Source organism: Mesorhizobium sp. M0664 (assembly GCF_040320565.1).
Lineage (GTDB): Bacteria > Pseudomonadota > Alphaproteobacteria > Rhizobiales > Rhizobiaceae > Mesorhizobium.
Genome location: NZ_JAMYPW010000003.1, coordinates 214,800 through 238,697 on the forward strand (window position 1 = coordinate 214,800; position 23,898 = coordinate 238,697).

The window sequence follows — 23,898 nt, forward strand, 5'->3', positions numbered from 1 at the left end:
TCACCGCTCGATCGTGCCGGTGCGGCGGATCTTCTTCTGCAGCAGAAGGATGCCGTAAAGCAGCGCTTCAGCGCTCGGCGGGCAGCCGGGCACGTAGATGTCGACCGGCACGATGCGGTCGCAGCCGCGCACCACCGAATAGGAATAATGATAATAGCCGCCGCCATTGGCGCATGAGCCCATCGAGATGACGTAGCGCGGCTCCGGCATCTGATCGTAGACCTTGCGCAGCGCCGGCGCCATCTTGTTGGTCAGCGTGCCGGCGACGATCATGATGTCGGACTGGCGCGGAGACGCGCGCGGCGCCACCCCGAAGCGCTCGCTGTCATAGCGCGGCATCGACGTGTGGATCATCTCGACGGCGCAGCAGGCGAGGCCAAACGTCATGAACATCAGCGAGCCGCTGCGCGCCCAGGTGATCAGCGCCTCGGTCGAGGTGACGAGAAAGCCCTTGTCGGCGAGCTCGTTGTTGATCTCCAGGAAGAATGGATCATCCTCCCCCACCGGCCTGCCGGTGTTGGGGTCGATGAGACCCTTGGGCTTCGGCGCGACGAGCGTGCCGGAACTGTCGTTCAATCCCATTCCAGCGCTCCTTTTTTCCATTCATAGGCAAAGCCGATGGTCAGCACCGCCAAAAACACCATCATCGACCAGAAACCGAGCATGCCGATCTGGCTGAACGACACCGCCCACGGAAACAGGAAGGCCACCTCCAGATCGAAGATGATGAACAGGATCGACACCAGGTAGAAGCGGATATCGAACTTCATGCGGGCGTCGTCGAACGAGTTGAAGCCGCACTCGTAGGCGGAAAGCTTTTCCGGATCGGGGTTGCGGTAGGCCACCAGGAACGGTGCGGCGAGCAGCGCCAGCCCGACGATCAGCGCCACGCCGATGAACAGGACGATGGGCAGGTACGAACCTAAAAGTGCGTTCATGCTGCAGTTTCCGTTGGCGGCCAATCCACTCTGATTACAGCACCGGACCCACTTGCGGAAGCGTGACAGTTTAACCACTGAACCGTTTTAAGGGGGCTCTATGCTGCAACGCGGCGAGGGTTAGCGCAGCGCTTTCGGCGAAGCAAGTCAAACCTTGTTCAAATCGCGGTGCTGGACGGCATATCCGGGAAAACTGGTCCGATCCGCTCCTGTTTGATTTCCTTCACTTTTTACTCCACTTTTCTCTCCTGACATGGATGCCGCCAAAACCCTGTTAGCATGGCACGGAATCGCAGGTCATTTTCTCTGTCTAAAATCGTCCGGATGCCGCCTTCATGAAGGAAAAAATCTCGCTCGCCATGGCCCGCCGCATTGCGCTCGCGGCACAGGGATTCAATGACCCGCGCCCCACCGGCACGCCTGACCGCCGGCATCTGGCCCGCGTGCTTGCCCGTACCGGCCTGCTGCAGATCGATTCCGTCAGCGCCGTGGTGCGCGCCCACTATATGCCGCTCTATTCGCGGCTTGGCCCCTACAAGCTGGCGCTGCTCGACGACGCCGCCGTAACGCGCAAGCGCATGGTCTTCGAATATTGGGCGCACGAAGCCTCCTTCTTGCCGGTCGAGACCTATCCGCTGATGCGCTGGCGCATGCAGCGGGCCGAGTGCGGCGACGAAATGTACAGCGGACTGGCCAAATGGGGCCGCGAGCACGCCGCCTATATCGAAGACATCTATCGCGAGGTCGCCGAACGAGGCCCGATCGCGGCGTCGGCTTTCGAAGGGCAGAAGGGTTCGGGTGGCTGGTGGGGCTGGAGCCATGCCAAGCACGCCTTCGAATGGCTGTTCTGGGCCGGCCGCATCACCACGGCGCATCGCCGCGGCTTCGAACGGTTCTACGATCTGCCGGAGCGCGTGCTGCCGCCAACAATACTGAGTCTGCCAACGCCCTCCCCCGAAGACGCTCACCGCGAATTGCTGCGCATCTCGGCCCGTGCCCACGGCATCGCCACGGCAGGCGACCTGCGCGACTATTTCCGCCTCTCGCCCGCCGACATCAAGGGTCGCATCGAGGAGCTGGTCGAGGCCGGCGAGCTGTTGCCGGTGAGCGTCGACGGCTGGAACAAAACAGCCTATCTCCACAAGGACGCCCGTTTGCCGCGCAGGATCGAGGCGCGCGCCTTGCTCGCGCCGTTCGATCCTGTCGTCTTCGAACGATCGCGCACCGAGCGGTTGTTCGACTTCCACTACCGCATCGAGATCTACACGCCGGCCGAAAAGCGGCGGTATGGCTATTATGTGCTGCCATTCCTGCTCGGCGACAGCATCGTCGGGCGCGTTGACCTCAGGGCCGACCGTCCGGCCGGCGTATTGCGCGTCCATGCCGCCTATGCGGAGCCCGGCGCCCCGCCACAAACCGCTGCCGAACTCTTCAAGGAATTGAAGCAGATGCAGGGCTGGCTCGGCCTGGAACGCATCGAGGTGACCGCTGCCGGCGATTTGGGCCGGCCGCTCGCGGATATCGCCGCGCCATAGACGTGCGTTGACACAACTGCCTCCACAAGCCTAAATCCGTTCCAGACGGTCCCCTGCCCGCAACGGCAGGGGCCAAGAGGGAATGCGGTGCGAAATCTCGATTTCAAATCCGCGGCTGTCCCCGCAACTGTAAGCGACGAGCCAAGGCCGAAAACCACTGGGATATTCCCGGGAAGGCGGCACCCAGGCGATGACCCGCGAGCCAGGAGACCTGCCGTCTAGGACCTAAGAATCCGATCGCCTGGCGGGTTTTCCGGGCAAGGAGCCTGATTTGGAACGCGACAGCAGTTTTCCGGCTGAGACAGCGGATTTATTGTCCGGCCATGGTGATTCCCCGGCCGGCGTTACCGTCATCGTCTGCTCGTCCTGCCGTGACGAGACCGGTTCGGACGCTCATCCGCGCGCTGGCGAACTGCTCGCAGAGGACACGCGCCGCGCTGCTTCCAGCGAAAACATCAAAATCCGCACCGTCGAATGCCTCGGCAATTGCAAGCGCCGGCTCAGCGCGGCCATGCTGCGCGACGGCTGCTGGAGCTACGTCTTCGGTGATCTGACCACGACCAGCGGCGCCGATCTCGTCACCGGGGCAAAGCTGTTCGCCACCTCGACGGATGGGCTCATTCCATGGCGCGGCCGTCCCGATTGCCTGAAGCGCGGCCTGGTTGCCCGCATCCCTCCCCTTGACCTTTTGAAGGACCTGACATGACCGCTGCCTCCCTTTCGCGCGTTCCCTGCACCGTGGTCACCGGCTTTCTCGGCGCCGGCAAGACGACGTTGATCCGCCATTTGCTCGAAAACGCCAAAGGCAAGCGCCTGGCCATCATCGTCAACGAGTTCGGCGACATCGGCATCGACGGCGAGATCCTGAAGGGCTGCGGCATCGACACCTGCCCCGAGGAAAACATCGTCGAGCTGGCCAACGGTTGCATCTGCTGCACCGTCGCCGATGATTTCGTCCCGGCGCTGGACCAGATCCTGTCGCTGACGCCGAGGGTCGACCACATCCTGATCGAGACATCCGGCCTCGCTTTGCCCAAGCCGCTGGTCCAGGCCTTCCAGTGGCCGTCGGTGAAAAGCCGCGTGACGGTGGACGGCGTCATTGCCGTGGTCGACGGACCGGCGCTGGCTGATGGCCGCGTAGCCAACGACATGGACGCCCTGCAGGCCCAGCGCGCGCAGGACCAGACGCTCGACCATGACGATCCGGTCGAGGAAGTGTTCGAAGACCAGCTCGCCTGCGCCGACCTGATCATCCTGTCGAAGAGCGACCTGATGGACGCAGCCGGCTCGGCCCGTGCCAATGCCGTCATCGGCAAGCACGTTGCGCGGGCGGTGAAGATCGTACCGACTTCGCAAGGCAAGGTCGACCCGTCGGTGCTGCTCGGCCTCGGCCTCGCCGTCGAGGACGACATCGAGAACCGCAAGACCCACCACGACGACGAGCTCGACCACGAACATGACGATTTTGACTCGTTCGTCATCGACATCACGTCTGTGTCCAACCCGGACGAGCTCGCACAACGGGTCGCCACGGCGGCGGAGGAAGAAAACGTGTTGCGCGTCAAGGGTTTCGTCGAAGTCGGCGGCAAGCCGATGCGGCTCCTGCTGCAGGCCGTCGGTCCGCGCGTCAACCACTATTACGACCGCGCCTGGACCGCCGAAGACGACCGCCGCTCGCGCCTGGTCGTCATCGGCCTGAAAGGGCTGAACCGCCCGGCCATCGAGCGTATCCTCGCCGGCTGACCCAGGTACGAGCCGCGATGCACATCCTCACCACCACATCCGCCTCGCTCGACGATCTCGCCGAGCCTGTCGATCTCAGGCAAACGCCTGCGGATGTCGTGGCGCTGTCCTTCACCGACAGCGACCTGGCCGGGCTGGCGGCGGCGTGGAAGGCAGATGCGCACCGCCTGCCGTCGATGCGGCTCGCCGCCTTGCGCGACCTGCGCCATCCGATGTCCGTCGACCTGTGGATCGACAGCGTCGCCCGCCACGCCAAGGTCATTCTGGTCCGCATCCTCGGCGGCTATGACTGGTGGCGCTATGGCTGCGACCAGCTCGCCGCTATCGCGCGAAATCGCGGTATCAAGCTGGCGCTGCTGCCGGGCGAGAGCCACGACGAGGATTTGCGGCTGATCGAAGGCTCGACGCTGCCGCGCGAGGAGTTGGACGGCCTGCTTGGCTATTTCCGCGAGGGCGGACCGGCAAATATGACGGCGCTGGTGCAGAGGCTGGCAAGTCTCGCTGGATCGGGTGCGGCTGTAGCCGAACCTGTCAGCGTGCCAAAGGCGGGATTTTACGAGCCGGGACTGGGGGTCGCAGAACGCGGCGTCCCCCTCCTCCTCGAGAGGAGGGTCCGGCCGCAGGCCGGGGGCGGGATCCTCTCCGAAGCGCGCCTACACAAAACGTCGACCACTGCCGTGACGACCCCACCCGGCCGTGCGGGCCACCCTCCCCTCGAGAGGGAGGGGGACGTCGTGCCAATTCTCTTCTACCGTTCGATGCTGCTCGCGGCCGATGTCGCGCCCATCGACGCGCTTTTCGAAGCCCTGCGCCACCGCGGCATGGTTCCCGTGCCTATGTTCGTCTCCAGCCTCAAGGACCCGGCGTCGCTCGCCTTTGTCGAAACCGCGCTCGCAACCCTGAAGCCTGCCGCCATCATCACCGCCACAGCTTTCGCCTCGGGTGCCGAGCCCGGCGTTGAAACCCTGTTCGACCGCGCCGGCGTGCCCGTGTTCCAGGTCATCGTCGCAACCACCCGCCGCGACATCTGGCAAACCAATCAGCGCGGCCTGGCGCCCGCCGACCTTGCCATGCATGTCGTCCTGCCCGAGCTCGACGGCCGCATCCTGGCCGGCGCCATTTCATTCAAGGGCGAAAGCGAAACCGACCCGGCGCTGGCCTTCCGCGCCTTCGCCAACCGGCCTGAGCCCGACCGCGTGGCGCAAGTGGCGAACCGTGTCGAGGCCTTCGTGCGCCTGCAGCGGACGCCGCGTGCGGAGCGCAAGCTCGCCATCCTGATCCCCGACTATCCGAGCGCCCCCGGTCGCACCGGCTACGCGGTTGGTCTCGACGTGCCGTCCAGCGTGCTGGCAATGCTGCGCGACCTCAGCGAACAGGGCTACGCCGTTGAAAGCATTCCACAAACGCCGCGCGAGTTGCTGGATGCGTTGGAAAAGGACAGCCAAGGGCTGGCATTGAAGGAGTATTTGACCTTCTCGACGGAATTGCCGCCGTCGGCCATCGCTGCGGTGGAAGCCGCATGGGGAAATCCAGAAGATGAGACAGGTTTGTGCGAGGCACCCCCCTCTGTCCTGCCGGACATCTCCCCCTCAAGGGGGGAGATTGGCAGTTTCGCCGACGGCTCTCTCTCAACATCCTTGGTGATTGGCGAAAGCCGAGACAACAGCGCAATCTCCCCCCTTGAGGGGGAGATGTCCGGCAGGACAGAGGGGGGTGTTCGAGCGCCTACGGCAAAATTCCCCTTCCGCGCAGCCACCTTCGGCAACATCACCGTAGCCCTCGCCCCCGATCGCGGGCGCTCCATGAACCGCCGCGCCGACTATCACGACCCGACGCTGCCGCCGCGCCATGCGCTGGTCGCCTTTGGGCTCTGGCTGCGCAAGTCGCTCGGCATCCATGCAATTGTCCATGTCGGCGCCCATGGCACGCTGGAGTGGCTGCCCGGCAAGACCGTGGCGCTCAGCGAAAACTGCTTTCCCGAGATAGTCACCGGTCCCCTGCCCGTCATCTATCCCTTCATCGTCTCCAACCCGGGAGAGGCAGCGCAGGCCAAGCGGCGCATTGCCGCCGTCACGCTCGGCCATCTGCCGCCGCCGCTGACCGGCGCCGGGCTGGACGAAAACCAGCACAGGCTTGAACGACTGGTTGACGAATATGCCCAGGCCGACGGGCTCGACCGCCGCCGCCGCGACCGCCTGGCGAAGCTGATCGTCGAGACGGCGGAAAAGACCGGCCTCGCCTCAGAGGCAGGCGTCGCCAGGACCGATGCGGCCGACGAGGCTTTGCGCCGCATCGACGCCTGGCTCTGCGATCTCAAGGATTTCGCCATCAAGGACGGCCTGCACATTTACGGCCGCTCGCCGGAAGGCGAGGCTGATCCGTTGTGGCGGCAAAGCGCGGCAGCTGAAAAAACCGCGCTGCTTGCCGCCCTCGACGGCCGCCACGTCGCTGCCGGTCCGGCCGGTGCGCCGGCGCGTGGCCGGAGCGATGTGCTGCCGACCGGCCGTAATTTGTTTACCGCCGACCCGCGTACCATGCCGACGCCGACCGCCTATGATCTGGGCAAGATGGCAGCGGAAGAAGTGGTCCGCAGCTACATGCAATCGCATGGCGACTGGCCGCGCTCGCTGGTCATCGACCTGTGGGGCTCGGCCTCGCTGCGCACCGGCGGTGAGGAGATCGCGCAAGGACTGGCGCTGATGGGCTGCCGGCCGCAATGGGATTCCGCCACCGGCCGCATTACCGGCATAGACGTGCTGCCGCCGGCAACACTCGGCCGTCCGCGCATCGATGTCACCTGGCGCATATCGGGCCTGTTCCGCGACATGTTCCCGACCCAGATCGCGCTGATCGACGCCGCGGCCAACGCGGTGGCGACCCGCGACGAGGACGATTCGGAAAACCCGCTCGCCGCTAGGACCCGCATCGACGGCAAGATCAGCCCGCGCATTTTCGGCACCTCGCCGGGCACTTACGGCGCGGGCATCGAGGACTTGTTGTCGAGCGGCGACTGGGCCGCGCGCGAAGAGATCGGCCGCACGTATCTCGCCGCCACCTCGCACGCCTATGGCGGCTCCGAGGGCGAAGGCATTTCGGCGCCCGGCGCGTTCGAGGATCGCCTCGCCGAGGCCGACCTTCTGGTTCATACCGGCGACGACCCCGGCCGCGACATCCTCGAAGGCTCGGCCGACGTCGCCTTCATCGGCGGCTTTTCGGCAGCGCTTGCCGCGCTCGGCAAGAACGCCGACGTGATCGTGCTCGACACCACGGACCCGCAAAAGCCCAAGCCGCGCTCGATCAGTGAGGCCGTATCCCGGGTAGTTCGCGCCCGCGCGGTCAACCCGCGCTTCATCGCCGGCCAGCTGCGGCACGGGCCGCGCGGCGCCTCGGAATTCGCCGAGACGGTCGACCGGCTGGTCGGCTTTGCCGAGACTACCCATGCCATATCGGGCACGCTGATCGAGGCAGTGCACGACGCCTATCTTGGCGACCCCGTGGTGCGCGCCTTCATCCTGCGCGAGAACCCGGCGGCGGCGAAGGTGATCGCCGAGCGTTTGCTGTCGGCACGGCGGCGCGGGCTCTGGCATCCGCTGCGCAATTCGATCGATGACGATCTCGCCGCACTGATTGCCGAAGCGCAAGCGCTGGGAGTGGCGGCATGAACGCTTTCTCGCGCCGTGGCGCCTGCCCCGCTTTGTCGGCGCCGATGCAAACCGGCGACGGGCTGCTGGTGCGGCTCAATCCGGTCGCTGGAGGACTGTTGCCGAAGTCGTTGATCGGACTCTGCGAATCCGCCTTGCGCCATGGCAACGGCATCATGGAAGTGACCGCCCGCGGCAGCCTGCAGATCCGCGGCCTGACGCCGGCAAGCGCGCGGCTGCTGGCGATGGAGGTCGATGCGCTCGGCATCGCTGTGCGCACCGGCGTGCCGGTCGAGACCGGCCCGCTGGCCGGGCTCGACCAGGAGGAGATAGCCGACCCGCGCCCGATGGCGGAGCGGATTCGGGCGGCAATTGAGGACGCCGGTGTTACGCAACGTCTTGGCCCGAAGGTGTCGGTGATTGTTGACGGCGGCGGGCAGCTGACAATGGATGCGGTTACGGCCGATGTCTGGCTGGTCGCGGTGCGGGCCGCCGACGGAATTAAGTGGCGGGTATCGCTCGCCGGAGATGCGCAGGGTGCCACGCCGCTGGCGATGTCCGAGGAAGATGCGGCTTGTGACATCGCCGTCGCCATTCTCAGGATGGTTGCCGAAAAAGGCCGCGATGCCCATGCGCGGGATTTGACGGCGAGGCAGCTGAGATCTCTCGCAAGTTGGCGATCCGTCGCGCCCCCCTCTGTCCTGCCGGACATCTCCCCCTCCAGGGGGGAGATCTGCAGCTTCGCCGGCGGCTTCCCCCCAGCACCTTCGGCGATTGGCGAAAGCGGAGACGAAGGCGCAATCTCCCCCCTGGAGGGGGAGATGTCCGGCAGGACAGAGGGGGGCGCGACGGATCGCCGGCCCATCGGAATTTTCGATCTGGCAGCCGGCAGTACCTCCCTCGGCATCGGCCTGCCGTTCGGCAGCATACCAGCGCCAAAACTTATCGATCTCACCCAATACGCCCTCACCCTCGGCACCACCGAAATCCGTCTGGCGCCGGGTCGCGCGCTGCTTTTGCTTGGCCTCTCCCCAGCCGCATGTCTTTCCCTCCAGAAAACCGCCGCAGCCCTCGGCTTTGTCACCGACGCAGCCGATCCGCGCACCAGGATCGCCGCCTGCCCCGGCGCACCCGCCTGCGCCTCCGGCCGGATCGCCACCCGCGACATCGCCGAGATCATCGCTACAGAAAACCGCGACATCCTTGATTCCTCGCTGACGCTGCACATCTCCGGCTGCGCCAAGGGCTGTGCCCATCCCGGTCCGGCGGCGCTGACCCTGGTCGGTGGCGAAAACGGAGCCGGACTTGTCGTGGACGGGACGGCAAAGGCATTGCCCGCCGGATACAGGCCGGGCTACGACGCCGCGCACGGCATCGGCCGCGTTGCAGCGGCGATCCGCAGCGCACGACATTCCGGCGAGACTGCTGCCGCCTGCCTGGCAAGGCTCGGCGCGGCCGGCATCACCGAAATCTACCGACAGGAATGAGCATGCCCGCCCAGAACGCCTACGACTACATCCATGATGGCACGGCGATCTACGAGCGCTCCTTCGCCATTATCCGCGCCGAGGCCGACCTTTCGCGCTTTTCCGAAGCCGAGGCCGAAATCGCTATCCGCATGATCCACGCCTGCGGCCAGGTCGATGCTTGCAGGCACTTCGTTTTCTCGAGCGATTTCGTCGCCGCCGCGCGCACGGCGCTGGCGGCCGGCGCGCCGATCTTCTGCGATGCGCAGATGGTCTCGCATGGCGTCACGCGCGCCCGGCTGCCGGCCGGCAATGAGGTGATCTGCACGCTGCGCGATCCGCGGACCGCCGACATCGCGAAAAAGATCGGCAACACCCGCTCGGCCGCCGCGATCGACCTGTGGGGCGAGCGCATGGCCGGTTCGGTCGTCGCCATCGGCAATGCGCCGACAGCCCTTTTCTATCTGCTGGAAAAGCTGCGCGACGGCGCGCCGAAGCCGGCGGCGATCATCGGCATGCCGGTCGGGTTTGTCGGTGCCGCCGAATCGAAGGATGCGCTGGCCGAAAATTCCTATGGCGTGCCTTACGCCATCGTGCGCGGCCGGCTGGGCGGCAGCGCCATGACCGCCGCCGCACTCAATGCATTGGCGAGGCCGGGCCTATGAATACGATTGCAAAAGGCAGGCTTGTCGGCGTCGGCACCGGACCCGGCGACCCGGAACTCTTGACGCTGAAGGCAGCGCGCGCGCTCGCCGAGGCCGATGTCGTCGCGCATTTCGCCAAGCGCGGCAACAACAGCAATGCGCGCGCCATTGTCGGCGCGCATTTTCGCCCTGATCTGATCGAACTGCCGCTGCTCTACCCGGTGACGACCGAGATCGACAAGGACCACAGCGATTACCGCTCGCAGATAACCGATTTCTACGAGCAATCGGCCGAAAAGGTCGCCGCGCACCTCAGCGCCGGCAGGATGGTCGCTGTGCTTTCGGAAGGCGACCCGCTTTTCTACGGGTCCTACATGCATCTTCATGTCCGGCTGGCGCACCGCTTTCCGAGCGAAGTCATTCCCGGCGTCACCGCCATGTCCGGCTGCTGGTCGGCGACCGGCCTGCCTATCGTCCAGGGTGACGACGTGCTGACGGTGCTGCCGGGCACCATGAGCGAATTCGAGCTGACGCGTCGCCTCGCCGATACCGACGCTGCGGTGATCATGAAGGTCGGCCGCAACCTGCCCAAGATCAGGCGCGCGCTGGAGGCAACCGACAAGCTGGCGCGGGCCATCTATGTCGAGCGCGGCACCATGCCGGGCGGCGTCTCGATGCGGCTGGTCGATAAAAAGGACGACCAGGCGCCTTATTTCGCCATCGTGCTGGTGGCCGGCTGGTCGGGCCGGCCAAGCGCATTGAAAGCCGAAGCATGAGCGGCCGCCTCACTGTCATCGGCCTCGGGCCCGGCAACGCCGACCAGGTGACGCCGGAGGCAAGCCGTGCCGTTGCCGAGGCAAAATTCTTCTATGGCTATAAACCCTATCTCGACCGGCTCGATCTGCGTCCCGACCAGATTCGCGTCGCTTCCGACAATCGCGAGGAACTCGCGCGCTCCAGGGACGCGCTGCTGAAGGCTGTGGAAGGCCACGATGTCGCCGTCGTGTCGGGCGGCGATCCCGGCGTCTTCGCCATGGCCGCGGCCGTCTGCGAGGCGATGGAGGCGGGCCCACCCGAATGGCGCGCGGTCGACATCGCCATCGTGCCCGGCATCACCGCCATGCTCGCCGTCGCCGCCCGCATCGGCGCGCCGCTCGGCCATGATTTCTGCGCCATCTCCCTGTCCGACAATCTGAAGCCGTGGGATCTGATCGAGCTACGCCTGCTGGCGGCAGCCGGCGCTGGCTTCGTAATCGCGCTCTACAACCCGATCAGCAAGGCGCGCCCATGGCAGCTAGGCCGCGCCTTCGAATGCCTTGCTGCGATCCTGCCCGGCACCACGCCGGTGATCTTCGGCCGTGCCGCCGGCCGTCCCGACGAGCGCATCGAGGTTTTTCTGCTGGCCGACGCCGATGCCGCGAAGGCCGACATGTCGACCTGCATCATCATCGGCTCGCCGGAAACCAGGATCATCAAGCGGGGTGACAAGGCCGTGCTGGTCTACACGCCGCGTTCGGCAACGGGCCCAAGAACATGACCGACCAGAACATGATCGACCATCTCGCCAAGAGATTCGACGGTCTCAGCCGACGTGACGTCCGGCAGCGCCGGCCTGCGGATCATCACCACCTCGATTCCCAGCGCTCGCGCCGCCGCGATCTTGCCGTAGGTCGCCTCGCCGCCGCTGTTTTTGGAAACAACGACTTCGATGTGGTGTTGCAGAAGCAGTGCATGTTCGTCGACTTCCCGAAACGGCCCGCGCGCCAAGAGATAGGTCGCGCGGGGCACAGCGAGCCTGGGCTCGACCGGGTCGACACTGCGGATGAGATAATGATGCTGGGGAGCGGCCTTGAAGGCAGCGACCTCCTGTCGCCCGAGCGCCAGGAACACGCGGCGCGGCACCGATCCCAGAGCCGTCACTGCGCTGGCAACGGTGTCGACCAACATCCAGCGATCACCTTCGACCGCCTCCCATCCGGGACGCCTGAGCGCAACGATAGGCACGCCGGTCATGCGCGCTGCTTCCGCCGCATTGGCAGAGATTCGCGCCGCATAGGGATGCGTGGCGTCGATCAGCAGGTCGATCTTGTTCTGGCGGAGATACGCCGCCAGCCCGCCGGCACCGCCGAAGCCGCCGACCCGCACCGGCACCCCCTGCGCGGCCGGCTTTTCGGTGCGGCCGGCCAGCGACAGCATGACCGAAATATCCGCGCGCGCGGCCAGCTTTCCGGCCATTTGCCGGGCTTCCGTGGTTCCGCCGAGGATCAGAATGCGGTGGGTCGTCATGCCTGCTGAAGCTCCGCGCGGCGCCAAGCTCACCTCAAAGTGGCTCACGATCATCGGCATCGGCGAGGACGGTGTAGCGGGTCTCGGCGACGAGGCCAAGCGGTTGATCGCGGAGGCCGAATTCGTCTTCGGCGGCAAGCGCCACCTTGCCCTCGTCGCGTCGCTCGCCAAAGGTGAAGCGCGCGCCTGGCCGACACCTTTCGATGCCGAGATGCGCGACGTGCTGGCGCTCTCCGGCAGACGCGTCTGCGTGCTGGCCTCCGGCGATCCCCTCTACCACGGTGTCGGCGTCACCCTCGCCCGCAAGGTCGCGGCAGAGGGTATGCGGGTGATCCCCGCGCCCTCGGCCTTTTCGCTGGCCGCCTCACGCCTGGGCTGGGCGCTGCAGGACGTCGAGACCATTTCGCTGCATGGCCGCTCGCTCGACCTGATCCGGCCGTTGCTGCATTCTTGCACCCGCATTCTCGCGCTGACCTCGGACAGCGATGCACCGGGAGCGATTGCCCGTCTCATGACCGAACTTGGCTTCGGCGCTTCGCGGTTGATGGTGCTGGAGGCGCTGGGTGGGCCGAACGAAAGCCTGCGCTCGGCGAGCGCCGGCACTTTCGACCTCGAAAAGATCAACCCGCTCAACGTGCTCGCGATCGAAGTTGAATCGACTTCGCAAGCACGCATCCTGCCGCTGACACCGGGACTTGCCGATCATTTGTTCGAGCATAACGGCCAGATCACCAAACGCGAAGTGCGCGCCGTCACCCTGTCCGCTCTCGCGCCAAGACGCGGCGAACTGCTGTGGGACATCGGCGCCGGATCGGGCTCCATTGGCATCGAATGGATGCTGGCGCATCCCTCCATGCGCGCCATTGCCGTTGAGGCCGATCCGACCCGCGCCGCGCGCATCCGACGCAACGCCGCGGCTTGCGGCGTTCCCAGTCTCACCGTCGTCGAAGGTTCGGCACCGCAAGCTCTTGCCGGGCTGGAGACGCCCGCGGCGATCTTTATCGGCGGCGGCGGCAGCGATGCCGGCGTGCTGGAAGGAGCCACCGATGCCTTGCCTGCCGGCGGCCGCCTCGTCGCCAATGCGGTGACCCTGGAGATGGAGGCGCTGCTGCTTTCCCGTCACGCCGCGCACGGCGGCCAGCTCGCCCGCATCGCTGTATCCCGTGCTTCGCCGGTTGGTTCGATGCAGGCCTGGCGGCCGGCTATGCCGGTCACTCAATGGAGTTGGGTCAAGCCATGATGGTCGCGGGCATCGGCAGCCGCAAAGGCGTCAGCGCAACGGACGTGCTTGCCGCGGTAGAAACCGCGCTGGAGGCGCACGGGCTTGCCCTGCCCGCGCTTTCGGCCCTCGCGACCGCGTCTCTCAAGCAGGATGAGGCGGCAATCTTCGACGCCGGACGCGAACTCCGCCTTCCGGTAATCGTTGTCGGGCAGGACGAACTCAAAGCCGCATCTACGACCAGCCGTTCCGACCTATCGCAGGAGCATGCCGGCACGCCGTCAGTTTCCGAAGCCTCGGCGCTTGCCGCCGCCGGCAAAGGCGCAAAACTGCTCGGGCCGCGCACCGTGCTCGGTGCTGTCACTTGCGCCATCGCCATCAGCGGAGAGGCGGCATGACCGTTCACTTCATCGGTGCCGGCCCGGGTGCTGCCGACCTCATCACCTTGCGCGGCAGCCGCCTGCTCGGCAGTTGTCCCGTCTGCCTCTATGCCGGATCGATCGTCGCGCCCGAGCTGTTGCAGCACTGCGCGCCCGGAACGAGGTTGATCGACACCGCGCCGATGTCGCTCGACGAGATCGAGGCCGAATATCTGGCCGCCCACGCGGCCGGCAATGATGTCGCCCGCCTGCATTCCGGCGATCTTTCGGTGTGGAGCGCCGTTGCCGAGCAGATCCGCCGGTTGGAAAAGCACGGCATTCCCTACACGCTGACGCCGGGCGTGCCGTCCTTCGCCGCTGCGGCGGCAGCGCTGCGCCGCGAGCTGACCATTCCAGAAGTCGCGCAAAGCCTAGTGTTGACCCGAATCTCCGGCCGCGCCTCGAAAATGCCGCCCGGCGAAACGCTGGCCGGCTTCGGCCGCACCGGCGCCACGCTGGCCATCCACCTTGCCATCCACGCCATCGACCGGATCGTCGCCGAACTGACGCCGTTCTATGGCGCCGATTGCCCGGTGGCGGTCGTCTTCCGTGCTTCCTGGCCGGACGAGCGCGTGCTGACCGGCACGCTGGCCACCATCGAGGCGCAACTGGCCGCCGATCCGATGGAACGCACGGCAATGATCTTCGTCGGCCGCTCGCTGGCGGCGGAGGGCTTTGGCGAAAGTTCACTGTATGACGCGCACTACCAGCGACGCTTTCGCGGACGGGACGGATTGTGAGCGGCAGCAACAGAAACACTACGGTCGAGCAGGCGCTCACCCGGCTAAACTTCAAGCCGCGCCAGCTTGAGCCCGGGCATGTCTGGCTGGCCGGCGCCGGCGCTGGCGATCCCGGCTGCCTGACGCTGGAAGTGCTAGCCGCCCTCGGACAGTGCGACGCGCTGGTTTATGACGCGCTGGTCTCGCCAGAAGTCGTCGCTGTCGCCGAGGGCGCGGAACTGTTCTATGCCGGCAAACGCGGCGGCAAGCCGTCGATGAAGCAGGACGACATCACCGCTCTGCTGGTCCGGCTGGCGCGCGAGGGCCGGCGCGTCGTCAGGCTGAAGGGCGGCGACCCCTATATTTTCGGGCGTGGCGGCGAAGAGGCGCTGGCGCTGGCCGGGGAAACTATCCCGTTCCGCATCCTGCCTGGCCTGACGTCCGGCCTCAGCGCGCTGGCCGCGACCGGCATTCCCGGCACCATGCGCGGCATCAACAAGGCGCTGATCCTGGCGACCGGCCATGCCGCCGGCACCGATGATGATCTCGACTGGGCGGCAATCGCCCGCACCGGCCAGCCGGTGGTCATCTATATGGGCATGGCCAACCTGCCGCTGATCGCCGCTTCGCTGCTCGAGGGCGGCCTGCCACCTTCGACGCCCGCCGCGGTCATCGTTGCCGCGACGACGCCGCAGGAGCGTATCGTCGTCGCCACGCTCGCCACGATTGCGGAAGAGGCAGCGGCCGCCGGTCTGACCTCGCCGGCGCTGATCGTCGTCGGCGGTATTGTCGCGATGCGCGCGGCACTGGCGGGTGAGCCATGACCCGCGCCATCATCATCGGCGCGCCGCGCTCGGGCTCGGGCAAGACCAGCGTCACCATCGGCATTTTGCGCGCACTTGCCCGGCGCGGCCTGAAAGTGCGCGGCGCCAAATCCGGCCCGGACTATATCGATCCTGGCTTCCACACCGCCGCCACCGGCTTGTCCGGCATCAATCTCGACAGCTGGGCAATGCCGCCCGCCCTGCTCAACGCGCTGGCCGGCGAAGCGACCGAAGATGCCGACTTCATCTTCCTCGAAAGCGCCATGGGCCTGTTCGACGGGATTCCGGCTGCTCCAGGCCGTTCCGGCTCGGCCGCCGACCTTGCCCGACTCTACGGCCTGCCGGTGCTGCTGGTGCTCGACGTTTCCGGCCAGTCGACCACGGCGGCGGCCGTCGCCAAGGGCTTTGCTATTTATGACCCCGATGTGCGCATGGCCGGGGTCGTGCTCAACCGGCTGGGCAGCGAGCGCCACCGCCGGCTATGCGGCGATGCCATCGAGGCACTTGGCCTGCCTGTCGTCGGCGCCATCCTGCGCGATCCCTCGCTCAACCTGCCCGAGCGCCATCTCGGCCTCGTCCAGGCCGGCGAATATGAGAATCTGGTGGCGCATCTCGACCGGCTGGCCGACATGGTCGAGCGCTCGCTCGACCTCGAGGCCATCATGGCGCTGGCGGCGCCATTCACGCCCGCGCCGGGCAATTTCGGCGATGCGCTGCCTCCCCCCGGCCAGCGCATTGCACTCGCCGAGGACGCCGCCTTCACCTTCCTCTATCCGCATGTCGCCATGCATTGGCGCAAGGCCGGCGCCGAAATCGTGCCGTTCTCGCCGCTCACCGATGAGGCGCCAGGCGACGATTGCGATGTCTGCTGGCTGCCCGGCGGCTATCCCGAGCTTCATGCCGGCCGCCTCGCGGCCGCGGCGAATTTCAGGGCCGGCATGGCGCGGTTCGCCGCCACGCGGCCGGTGCATGGCGAGTGCGGCGGCTTCATGGTGTTGGGCGAAGCGCTCGAGGACGCGTCGGGCGAGACGCATCGGATGCTTGGCCTCCTCGGCCATTCGACCAGCTTCGCCAAGCGCAAGATGAATCTCGGCTACCGCGAGGCGCGGCTGCGGTCCGGCTGTCCGCTCGGCAGCCAAGGCACGCTGATCCGCGGCCATGAATTCCACTACGCGCAGATGATTGCGACCGGCAATGACGAGCCGCTGGCCGACCTCGCCGACGGTCAAGGAAATCCGCTCGGCGCCTCCGGCTACCGGCGCGGCAATGTCAGCGGCACGTTCTTCCATGCCATTGCGAGGGGCGGATGAAGGCCTCGCAACAGCAAATTCTCGATGATATCGCGCTTTGCCTCGTCTTCTTTACCCGGCTGCCGCTGCCGAGAGCCGACTTCCGTGGCCGCAGCCTTGCCGCTGCGATCTGGGCTGCACCCGTTGCCGGTCTCGCCGTCGCTCTGGTCGGTGCGCTGGTCTACGCCGGCGGCACGAGGCTCGGCCTCGCCGCTGGCCCTGCTGCAGCGTTGGCCCTTGCCGCGATCTTGCTCGCTACCGGCTGCCTGCATGAGGACGGGCTTTCGGATGTCGCCGACGGATTTGGCGGCGGCAAGACACGCGACAAAAAGCTGGAGATCATGCGCGACAGCCGCATCGGTGCCTACGGCGCTTGTGCACTTGCTGTCTCGCTGCTGATCCGCTGGAGCGTGCTCTCTGGATTCGCCGGCCCGGCTCATGTCTTCTGGGCCCTCATTGCCGCGCATGCCGCGTCGCGCGGCCTGCCCCCCGCCTTCATGCACCTGCTGCCACCGGCCCGCAGCGACGGCCTCTCGATTGATGCAGGCGCAGTCACGGCCGAAACCGCCGGTATCGGTACCGTACTCGGTGCGATCGCGCTGCTGGCGCTTGGGTTCGGCGCTGCCGTTTTCGCGATCATCCTGCTCGGTCTGTTATTCGCCGCCTTCCGCGCGCTTTGCCTGAACCAGGTCGGCGGCCAGACCGGCGACACCGTCGGCGCCCTTCAGCAGCTGGGCGAGATCGCAATCCTGCTCGTCGCTTCCGTTTCCCTTTCCTGACTCTGTTTCGGAGATTTTGCCCCCATGCCTTTCAAATCGCTCGATGAACTGCGCGCCGCCTGCCTCGACCTGCCCACTGGCAGCGATGCCGCCGCAAATGCCGTCGCCCGGCGCCAGGACACGCTGACCAAGCCGCAAGGCAGCCTCGGCCGGCTGGAGACAGTAGCCGCCTGGCTGGCGCGCTGGCAGGGCCGCGACATGCCAAAGCTCGACCGCGTCAAGGTTTTCGTCTTTGCCGGCAACCACGGCGTCACCGCGCAAGGCGTGTCGGCCTTCCCGTCGGAGGTCACCGTGCAGATGGTGGCGAATTTCGCCGGTGGGGGTGCTGCCATCAACCAGCTTGCCCGCATTGCCGGCGCCGAACTCGACGTCATCCCGCTCGACCTCGACCGCCCGACCGGCGACTTCACGCAAGAGCCGGCGATGGACGACGAGGCCTTCCTCGCCGCCGTCTCCGCGGGCTACGACGCGATCAGCAAGGAACTCGACCTCGTCTGCTTCGGCGAAATGGGCATCGGCAACACCACGCCGGCGGCGGCCATCTCGACCGCGCTGTTCGGCGGCGGCGCGGAGCGATGGACAGGGCGTGGCACCGGCGTCGACGACGCCGGCCTCGTGCGCAAGATCGTCGCCATTGAGGCCGGCCTGAAGCGCCACGCCCCGGCGCTGGGCGATCCCCTGAAGGTAGCGGCAGCCCTCGGCGGCCGCGAGCTTGCGGCGATCTTGGGCGCTACACTGGCGGCGCGCCATCTCGGCGTGCCGGTGCTGCTCGACGGCTTCGTCTGCACCGCCGCCGCGGCACCCTTGGCCGGGCTGCATCCTGCCGGCCTTGCCCACACCATGGCCGCTCATGTCTCGGCCGAGTCCGGCCACCGCCGCCTGCTCGAAGCGCTCGGTCTGCCGCCGCTGCTTGATCTCGGCATGCGTCTCGGCGAAGGCTCCGGCGCTTGCCTGGCGGTCAACATCGTCCGCTCGGCGCTCGAATGCCATGCCCGCATGGCAAGCTTCGCCGAGGCCGGCGTGTCGGAGAAGTAAGGCGGAGCCAAGCGCGGATCGCGTTGATGAACAAACGCTCACAGATCTTCGGAGACCCCAAACAGGGGCTTCGCGATATTCTTGCTCGGATCATCAGAGATTTCGATAGCAAGAGCGGCGCCTTTGCCGGGCTGAAATACAATTCGCCGTGGATACTCGCCACCGAGGATTGGGCAGAGCGATCGGGCCATACGGTCGAAGAGCTATGCGAGATGATTTCTCAATGGCGAATCTCAATCTTTTCTGGCGAGCAGACAGACCCGAGAATCGTTCAGATTTTTGAAGATCTTCGCAGCGCCGCGGAAGATTGGCGAACCGAGACAGACTACATCGATCCACCGCTTCCCTACGATCCTGAAGAGGCAAAATTCCCCAATCGCAAAGAACTGAAAGCGCATACCCTCAGGGCTTGGGGATTCTTTGGGATTATCGACGCAGTGGCATAGCTATGATGCCAAGGACCTTAGGTTCTGCGGAATTTTTGAGAACAGATTTGGTCACGATGTTACAGTCACAATGACCTTTAAGCTTGGATATGGTGGGCCTATCCGGCTGGATTTTCACTTTCCTTACTACGCAGACGATGAACCTACATCCTTTGGACTGGGCGGTCTCTCGGGCGAGGCGCTATTCAATGCACTTCGACTGCCCAGGCATCCTGAACTCGAATGGATCGCAGGCAAGAGCAAAACAAACTTCGATGCCGTCGACGGCGTGATAGCCATAACGCGAGCAATCCTGACCTATCTGAGGCCCACCATCCAATAGTCGGGCGAGCCGACCGCAGCTGGCTGATACGTGCAAACCTGCAAAACGCCGTCTCGCGTTCCCAGCTCGTTAAGGTCCTTCCACCAAATCCTGGAGATTTTTGGTGGGTGCGCACAGGATTGAACTGTGGACCCGCTGATTAAGAGTCAGCTGCTCTACCAACTGAGCTACGCACCCACTCGGCCGGCAAAACCGGCGTTGGCGGGCATATAGCCGCCGATATCCGCCATGTCCAGCCCCGTGGGATTCATTTCCCGACAAATCGCCGAAGTGCCGCGCCCGTCAAACAAAAAGCCTGCCTTCAGCCACCTTCACCGCATGGCCGCCGATGCGGGCGGCCGCCAGTTTGCCGCCTTCGACATTCAGTTCGAGGCGAATGCGCGAAGGCCGGCCCATCTCCAGCCCCTGCTCGATCCACAGTTGTGAAACGCCGTCCGTCGGGCCGTCGAAATGCATGATCGCGCCGGCGAAGGCGGCCGCCGCTGAGCCGGTCGCCGGGTCTTCGTAGGACGGATTGCCGGGCACCATCATGCGGACATGGAAGGCGCTGTCGTGATGCACCGTCTCGCGGCAATAGACATAGGGGCTGGCGAAGGCCCATTCGCTCTTGCGTGGTGCGAGCTCCGACCAGGCCTGGTTGTCCAGCCTGATCCGGGCGGCCGCCTCCAGATTGGCGACGGGGATGGTCACGTAGGGCACGCCCGCCGACCAGAACGAAACGCGGTGGTTCTCGAAGCCGATCTCGTGCGGCCCAAGGCCAAGGGCCGCGCCGATCGCCTCGGGATCGGCCGACAATGCCAGCTGCGCCGGCAGTTTCGCCAGGTCGAACTCGGCAAAGGTCGAACCGTCGTGCTTGCTGACAGCGCAGCGCACCGGGCCAATATTCTCCTCGAGCACGAAGATGCCGGCGGCCTCTCCCGCAATTTCGGCGAGCGCTATCGCCGAGCCGACGGTTGGGTGGCCGGCGAACGGCATTTCATAATCGGGCGTGAAGATACGGATGCGGGCCCGGTGCTTCGGGTTGTCCGGCGGCAGCACGAAGACGGTTTCGGACAGGTTGAACTCGCGCGCCACCGCCTGCATCGTCGCAACGTCCAGCCCATCACAGTCGAGCACCACGGCCAGCGGATTGCCGGCCAGCCAGTTGGTGGTGAATACGTCGTAAAGCAAGTAATTCCGCGGCTGCATCTCAGTAAGTCCTCTGCCTCATTCCAAACATGAGCGAAATTTAATTTGAATTTTGAACCATAAGGCCTGATTTGTGCACCGATGGGATATCACTGAACATAGGGGTCCGGCGTGGACCAGATTGTCAATCTGCCAAAGACGGAATCCGCTTCCGCCATCGAGACGGCGCTCGGGCTCGACCACCAGGGCCTGAAGACAAAACGCCGTCGCGGTTGGGGTTACGCAGTGTTCGCACTGCTTGCCGTCGCCGCGAGTGTCGTCGGCTACCAGTGGTATGCGGGCTCGCCCGCCAAGATCGAGTATACCACGACACTGGCCGCCATGGCCGACCTTACCGTCGCCGTTTCGGCTACCGGCGCGCTGCAGCCTCTCACCCAGGTCGATATTTCCAGCGAACTCTCCGGCGTCGTCCGCTCGGTTTCGGTCAACGAGAACCAGCTGGTGAAGAAGGGCGATGTGCTGGCCGCGCTCGACACCGCAAAGCTGGAGGTGCAGATCGAGCGCGCCCAGGCCTCCGCCAAGGCAGCGGCGGCGAGCGTCGAGGACGCCACCGTGACCCTGGCCGAAAACGAAAAGGCGCTGGTGCGCGCGGCGCAACTGACCAAGCGCGGCATGGCGACGGACCAGTCGCTCGAAGCGGCAACCGCCACCCGCGACCGCTCGAAGGCGGCGCTTGATATCGCCAAAGCCAACCTCGCCATGGCCAATGCCGATCTCAAGGCGCAACAGACGGATCTTGCCAAGAGTACCATCTACGCTCCGATCGACGGCATCATACTGACGCGCTCGGTCGACCCCGGCCAGACGGTCGCCTCCTCGCTGCAGGCGCCGGTGCTGTTCGTCATCGCCGCGGATTTGAAGAACATGGAATTGAAGGCTGCGGTCGACGAGGCCGATATCGGCGCCGTCAAACCCGGCCAGCATGCGCGCTTCACCGTCGACGCGTTCCCCGAACGGCCATTCGACGCCGAAATCCGCGACATTTCCTATGCCTCGGTCACCACCGACGGTGTCGTTACCTATGATGCAAGGCTCGACGTCGACAATAGCGAGCTTCTTTTGCGGCCCGGCATGACAGCCACCGTCTCGGTCGTCACCAAGCAGGCCAAGAACGTGCTCACCGTGCCATCGATCGCCTTCCGCTACCGGCCGGCGCAGACGGCGGAGCGCGGCTGGAGCCTCACCGACCTGTTCACCGGCCGCATGGGACGCCCCGGCGGCAACCGCCAGCACCAGGCGGCGGCGAAGCCCACCGACGGCTCGCGCACGCTCTACGTGCTGGAGAATGGGCGGCCGCATCCGGTCAACGTCAGGGTCGGCTCGACAGACGGAGAACTGACCGAGATCGTCTCCGGCCTGGAGGAAGGCGCGCAAGTCATTACCGCCTCGCAGCAGCGGAGCTGATCGTGGCATCGGGCGCGACCACCCTCATAGGCTTCGACAAGGTCTGGAAAAGCTATGGCCAGGGCGAAGCCCGGGTGCATGCGCTGGCCGGCGTCGACCTCGCCATCAGGCGCGGCGAATTCATCGCCATTATGGGCCCGTCCGGTTCGGGCAAATCGACGGCCATGAACATCATTGGCTGCCTCGACACGCCGACCGCTGGGACCTGCAGCTTCGAAGGCATCGACGCCGGCCGTCTCGATCGCAATCGCCGCGCCGTACTGCGCAACCTCTATGTCGGCTTCGTCTTCCAAGGCTACAACCTCTTGCCGCGCACCACGGCGGCGGAGAATGTCGAACTGCCGCTGATCTACCGCGGCGTTGGTGCCCGCGAGCGTCGCGGCCTTGCCATGCAGGCGCTTGCCGAGGTCGGCCTTGTCGGCCGCGAGCATCATACGCCAGCCGAGCTGTCCGGCGGCCAGCAGCAGCGCGTGGCGATCGCCCGCGCCATCGTCACCAGGCCGACGCTGCTCGTTGCCGACGAGCCGACCGGCAATCTCGACACCGCACGCACGCACGAGATCATGGAACTCCTGACGCAGCTGAACAGCGAGCTCGGGCTGACTATCGCCATGGTCACGCACGAAGCCGATGTTGCCGGCTATGCGCAGCGCACGATCCGTTTCCTCGATGGCCATGTCGCCTTGGACACAGCCAATCTCGAGATGGCCTAGCCATGATCTGGGAAACCGTTCGCCTCTCGCTCCGCTCCATCCGCCGCAACGTGCTGCGCTCGTTCCTGACGCTGCTCGGCATCGTCATCGGCGTCGCCGCCGTCATCGCCATGCTGACCATCGGCTCGGGCACCACCGAGAAGGTCAAATCCGACATTTCCAAGCTCGGCAGCAATCTGCTCGTCATCCGTTCCGGCCGTCCGGCCGGGCCTGGCGGACCTGGAGGGCTCGATCAGGTCGTCCGACCGCTGGGCGACAAAGATCTCGCAGCGCTTGTCGCGCATCTGGACGGCGCGCGTGCCATCTCGCCGGCGTCGCAAAAGCAGGTGCGCGTCATTTTCGGCACCGAAAGCCTGACCTCGGGCGTCACCGGAACCGACAGCGTCTATCTCGATGCCCGCGACTGGAAGCTGGTTTCGGGCCGTCCGTTCAGCGATTCGGAAACCCGCTCGGGGACCGGCGTCTGCCTCATCGGCGAGACGGTGCGCCAGCAGTTCTTCGGCGCCGGCGACCCTGAAGGCGAGATCATCCGCGTCAACCGCACTTCCTGCAAGATCATCGGCTTGCTCGAACCGAAGGGCTATACCGGTTTCGGCCAGGACCAGGACAATGTCGTGCTGATGCCGCTCGCCGCCTATCAGCGTCGCATTGCCGGCAATCGCGACATCGATTCGATCTATGTCGCCGCCGACGACCGTACGCCAACCACGGTGCTGCAGCAGCGCGTCGAGGACATCTTGCGCGACACACGCCGCATCACGCCCGACCGCGACGATGATTTCTCGATCCGCGACATGACCCAGATCGCCGATGCCATGGCCAGCGCGACCACCACCATGACTGGCATGCTCGGCGCCGTCGCCGGCGTCAGCCTGCTCGTCGGCGGCATCGGCATTATGAACATCATGCTGGTGTCGGTAACCGAGCGCACGCGCGAGATCGGCATCAGGCTCGCCATCGGCGCCCACGAAAAGCACATCCTCATCCAGTTTCTGGTCGAGGCAACCGTGCTGTCGCTGCTTGGCGGCATCATCGGCATCCTGATCGGCCTGGCGCTGGCCGGCCTCGCCTCGCTAACGCTGACGATCCCGTTTGCGCCAAGCCCGGCGGTCATCCTGCTTGCGGTCGGCTTTTCCGCGCTGATCGGCATGGTGTTCGGCTTCTTCCCGGCGCTGCGCGGCGCGCGGCTTAACCCGATCGACGCGCTGAGGCATGAATAGGCATTGCAGCAAGTGTCGCCTCCAGACGCTGCCAATTTTTTATGCAACCTGCCCTTGTCGCAGCACAT

At 65.7% G+C, this 23,898-nt stretch carries 24 protein-coding genes, 1 tRNA gene and 1 riboswitch; of the genes, 20 read left to right on the forward strand and 5 right to left on the reverse strand.

Features of this window, described 5'->3' with window-relative positions; translation table 11 throughout:
• Both NKI39_RS06500 and NKI39_RS06505 read right to left on the reverse strand, forming a co-directional pair.
• Window positions 1-582 (reverse strand): NuoB/complex I 20 kDa subunit family protein, encoded by a 582-nt coding sequence (locus NKI39_RS06500; protein ID WP_023720749.1) that lies wholly within the window; start codon window positions 580-582, stop codon window positions 1-3.
• Window positions 573-938, reverse strand: a complete 366-nt coding sequence (locus NKI39_RS06505; protein ID WP_023676631.1) for an NADH-quinone oxidoreductase subunit A — start codon at window positions 936-938, stop codon at window positions 573-575. Before NKI39_RS06505 ends, NKI39_RS06500 begins: the two co-directional genes overlap by 10 nt.
• Before the next feature lie 335 nt (window positions 939-1,273).
• Between NKI39_RS06505 and NKI39_RS06510 the strand changes: the two genes are divergently transcribed.
• The 8 genes from NKI39_RS06510 to NKI39_RS06545 all read left to right on the forward strand — a co-directional run bounded on the left by NKI39_RS06510 (window position 1,274) and on the right by NKI39_RS06545 (window position 11,504).
• Window positions 1,274-2,473: a winged helix-turn-helix domain-containing protein gene (locus tag NKI39_RS06510; protein ID WP_352470229.1), complete on the forward strand. Its 1,200-nt coding sequence runs from the start codon at window positions 1,274-1,276 to the stop codon at window positions 2,471-2,473.
• Window positions 2,474-2,502: 29 nt separating this feature from the next.
• Window positions 2,503-2,706: riboswitch (cobalamin riboswitch) on the forward strand.
• A gap of 38 nt (window positions 2,707-2,744) precedes the next feature.
• Window positions 2,745-3,179, forward strand: a complete 435-nt coding sequence (locus NKI39_RS06515; protein WP_352458247.1) for a DUF1636 family protein — start codon at window positions 2,745-2,747, stop codon at window positions 3,177-3,179.
• Window positions 3,176-4,216, forward strand: coding sequence for a cobalamin biosynthesis protein CobW (gene cobW / locus NKI39_RS06520; RefSeq protein WP_352831116.1), 1,041 nt, complete (start codon window positions 3,176-3,178; stop codon window positions 4,214-4,216). Before NKI39_RS06515 ends, cobW begins: the two co-directional genes overlap by 4 nt.
• Window positions 4,217-4,233: 17 nt before the next feature.
• Window positions 4,234-7,878, forward strand: a complete 3,645-nt coding sequence (locus NKI39_RS06525; protein WP_352831118.1) for a cobaltochelatase subunit CobN — start codon at window positions 4,234-4,236, stop codon at window positions 7,876-7,878.
• Window positions 7,875-9,344, forward strand: a complete 1,470-nt coding sequence (cobG, locus tag NKI39_RS06530) for a precorrin-3B synthase (RefSeq protein ID WP_352831120.1) — start codon at window positions 7,875-7,877, stop codon at window positions 9,342-9,344. Before NKI39_RS06525 ends, cobG begins: the two co-directional genes overlap by 4 nt.
• The gene (locus tag NKI39_RS06535) at window positions 9,341-9,988 is read left to right on the forward strand and encodes a precorrin-8X methylmutase (protein ID WP_502893717.1); all 648 of its coding nucleotides are present in this window, start codon (window positions 9,341-9,343) and stop codon (window positions 9,986-9,988) included. Before cobG ends, NKI39_RS06535 begins: the two co-directional genes overlap by 4 nt.
• A complete protein-coding gene (locus tag NKI39_RS06540) occupies window positions 9,985-10,743 on the forward strand; it encodes a precorrin-2 C(20)-methyltransferase (protein ID WP_352831122.1) in 759 nt (252 codons plus the stop codon). Before NKI39_RS06535 ends, NKI39_RS06540 begins: the two co-directional genes overlap by 4 nt.
• Window positions 10,740-11,504: a precorrin-3B C(17)-methyltransferase gene (locus NKI39_RS06545; protein WP_352831124.1), complete on the forward strand. Its 765-nt coding sequence runs from the start codon at window positions 10,740-10,742 to the stop codon at window positions 11,502-11,504. The genes NKI39_RS06540 and NKI39_RS06545 overlap by 4 nt, the downstream gene beginning before the upstream one ends.
• Here NKI39_RS06545 and NKI39_RS06550 read toward each other — a convergent pair.
• The gene (locus tag NKI39_RS06550) at window positions 11,468-12,253 is read right to left on the reverse strand and encodes a cobalt-precorrin-6A reductase (RefSeq protein ID WP_352831126.1); all 786 of its coding nucleotides are present in this window, start codon (window positions 12,251-12,253) and stop codon (window positions 11,468-11,470) included. The genes NKI39_RS06545 and NKI39_RS06550 overlap by 37 nt on opposite strands.
• Here NKI39_RS06550 and cbiE point away from each other — a divergent pair.
• The 9 genes from cbiE to NKI39_RS06595 all read left to right on the forward strand — a co-directional run bounded on the left by cbiE (window position 12,252) and on the right by NKI39_RS06595 (window position 19,305).
• Window positions 12,252-13,493 (forward strand): precorrin-6y C5,15-methyltransferase (decarboxylating) subunit CbiE, encoded by a 1,242-nt coding sequence (gene cbiE, locus NKI39_RS06555; RefSeq protein ID WP_352831128.1) that lies wholly within the window; start codon window positions 12,252-12,254, stop codon window positions 13,491-13,493. The genes NKI39_RS06550 and cbiE overlap by 2 nt on opposite strands.
• On the forward strand, window positions 13,490-13,870 hold the full coding sequence (locus NKI39_RS06560) for a cobalamin biosynthesis protein (RefSeq protein WP_352539604.1): 381 nt from the start codon (window positions 13,490-13,492) through the stop codon (window positions 13,868-13,870). Before cbiE ends, NKI39_RS06560 begins: the two co-directional genes overlap by 4 nt.
• On the forward strand, window positions 13,867-14,631 hold the full coding sequence (gene cobM / locus NKI39_RS06565) for a precorrin-4 C(11)-methyltransferase (protein WP_352831130.1): 765 nt from the start codon (window positions 13,867-13,869) through the stop codon (window positions 14,629-14,631). Before NKI39_RS06560 ends, cobM begins: the two co-directional genes overlap by 4 nt.
• Window positions 14,628-15,434, forward strand: a complete 807-nt coding sequence (gene cobA, locus NKI39_RS06570) for a uroporphyrinogen-III C-methyltransferase (RefSeq protein ID WP_352831131.1) — start codon at window positions 14,628-14,630, stop codon at window positions 15,432-15,434. Before cobM ends, cobA begins: the two co-directional genes overlap by 4 nt.
• Complete coding sequence (locus NKI39_RS06575; RefSeq protein ID WP_352831133.1) at window positions 15,431-16,744, forward strand: cobyrinic acid a,c-diamide synthase CobB; 1,314 nt, start codon at window positions 15,431-15,433, stop codon at window positions 16,742-16,744. Before cobA ends, NKI39_RS06575 begins: the two co-directional genes overlap by 4 nt.
• On the forward strand, window positions 16,741-17,502 hold the full coding sequence (cobS, locus tag NKI39_RS06580; RefSeq protein ID WP_352817159.1) for an adenosylcobinamide-GDP ribazoletransferase: 762 nt from the start codon (window positions 16,741-16,743) through the stop codon (window positions 17,500-17,502). Before NKI39_RS06575 ends, cobS begins: the two co-directional genes overlap by 4 nt.
• A gap of 24 nt (window positions 17,503-17,526) precedes the next feature.
• Window positions 17,527-18,537: a nicotinate-nucleotide--dimethylbenzimidazole phosphoribosyltransferase gene (gene cobT, locus NKI39_RS06585; RefSeq protein WP_352831135.1), complete on the forward strand. Its 1,011-nt coding sequence runs from the start codon at window positions 17,527-17,529 to the stop codon at window positions 18,535-18,537.
• Window positions 18,538-18,563: 26 nt separating this feature from the next.
• A complete protein-coding gene (locus NKI39_RS06590; RefSeq protein WP_352831137.1) occupies window positions 18,564-18,983 on the forward strand; it encodes a hypothetical protein in 420 nt (139 codons plus the stop codon).
• Window positions 18,984-19,053: 70 nt separating this feature from the next.
• Complete coding sequence (locus NKI39_RS06595; protein ID WP_352681703.1) at window positions 19,054-19,305, forward strand: hypothetical protein; 252 nt, start codon at window positions 19,054-19,056, stop codon at window positions 19,303-19,305.
• Between the two features lie 101 nt (window positions 19,306-19,406).
• Here NKI39_RS06595 and NKI39_RS06600 read toward each other — a convergent pair.
• A tRNA-Lys gene (locus tag NKI39_RS06600) sits at window positions 19,407-19,482 on the reverse strand.
• A 105-nt stretch (window positions 19,483-19,587) separates the two neighbouring features.
• Entirely contained in the window at window positions 19,588-20,493 is a 906-nt protein-coding gene (locus tag NKI39_RS06605; protein ID WP_352831139.1) for a PhzF family phenazine biosynthesis protein, read from the reverse strand.
• Between the two features lie 111 nt (window positions 20,494-20,604).
• On the opposite strand from NKI39_RS06605, the gene NKI39_RS06610 reads away from it, so the two are divergent.
• From NKI39_RS06610 to NKI39_RS06620, 3 genes are read left to right on the forward strand one after another with little or no spacing between them, the layout of a single operon-like run.
• Window positions 20,605-21,897, forward strand: coding sequence for an efflux RND transporter periplasmic adaptor subunit (locus tag NKI39_RS06610; RefSeq protein WP_352539596.1), 1,293 nt, complete (start codon window positions 20,605-20,607; stop codon window positions 21,895-21,897).
• Between the two features lie 2 nt (window positions 21,898-21,899).
• Window positions 21,900-22,610, forward strand: a complete 711-nt coding sequence (locus NKI39_RS06615) for an ABC transporter ATP-binding protein (protein WP_352831141.1) — start codon at window positions 21,900-21,902, stop codon at window positions 22,608-22,610.
• A 2-nt stretch (window positions 22,611-22,612) separates the two neighbouring features.
• On the forward strand, window positions 22,613-23,830 hold the full coding sequence (locus tag NKI39_RS06620) for an ABC transporter permease (RefSeq protein WP_352815349.1): 1,218 nt from the start codon (window positions 22,613-22,615) through the stop codon (window positions 23,828-23,830).
• Window positions 23,831-23,898: the final 68 nt, after the last annotated feature.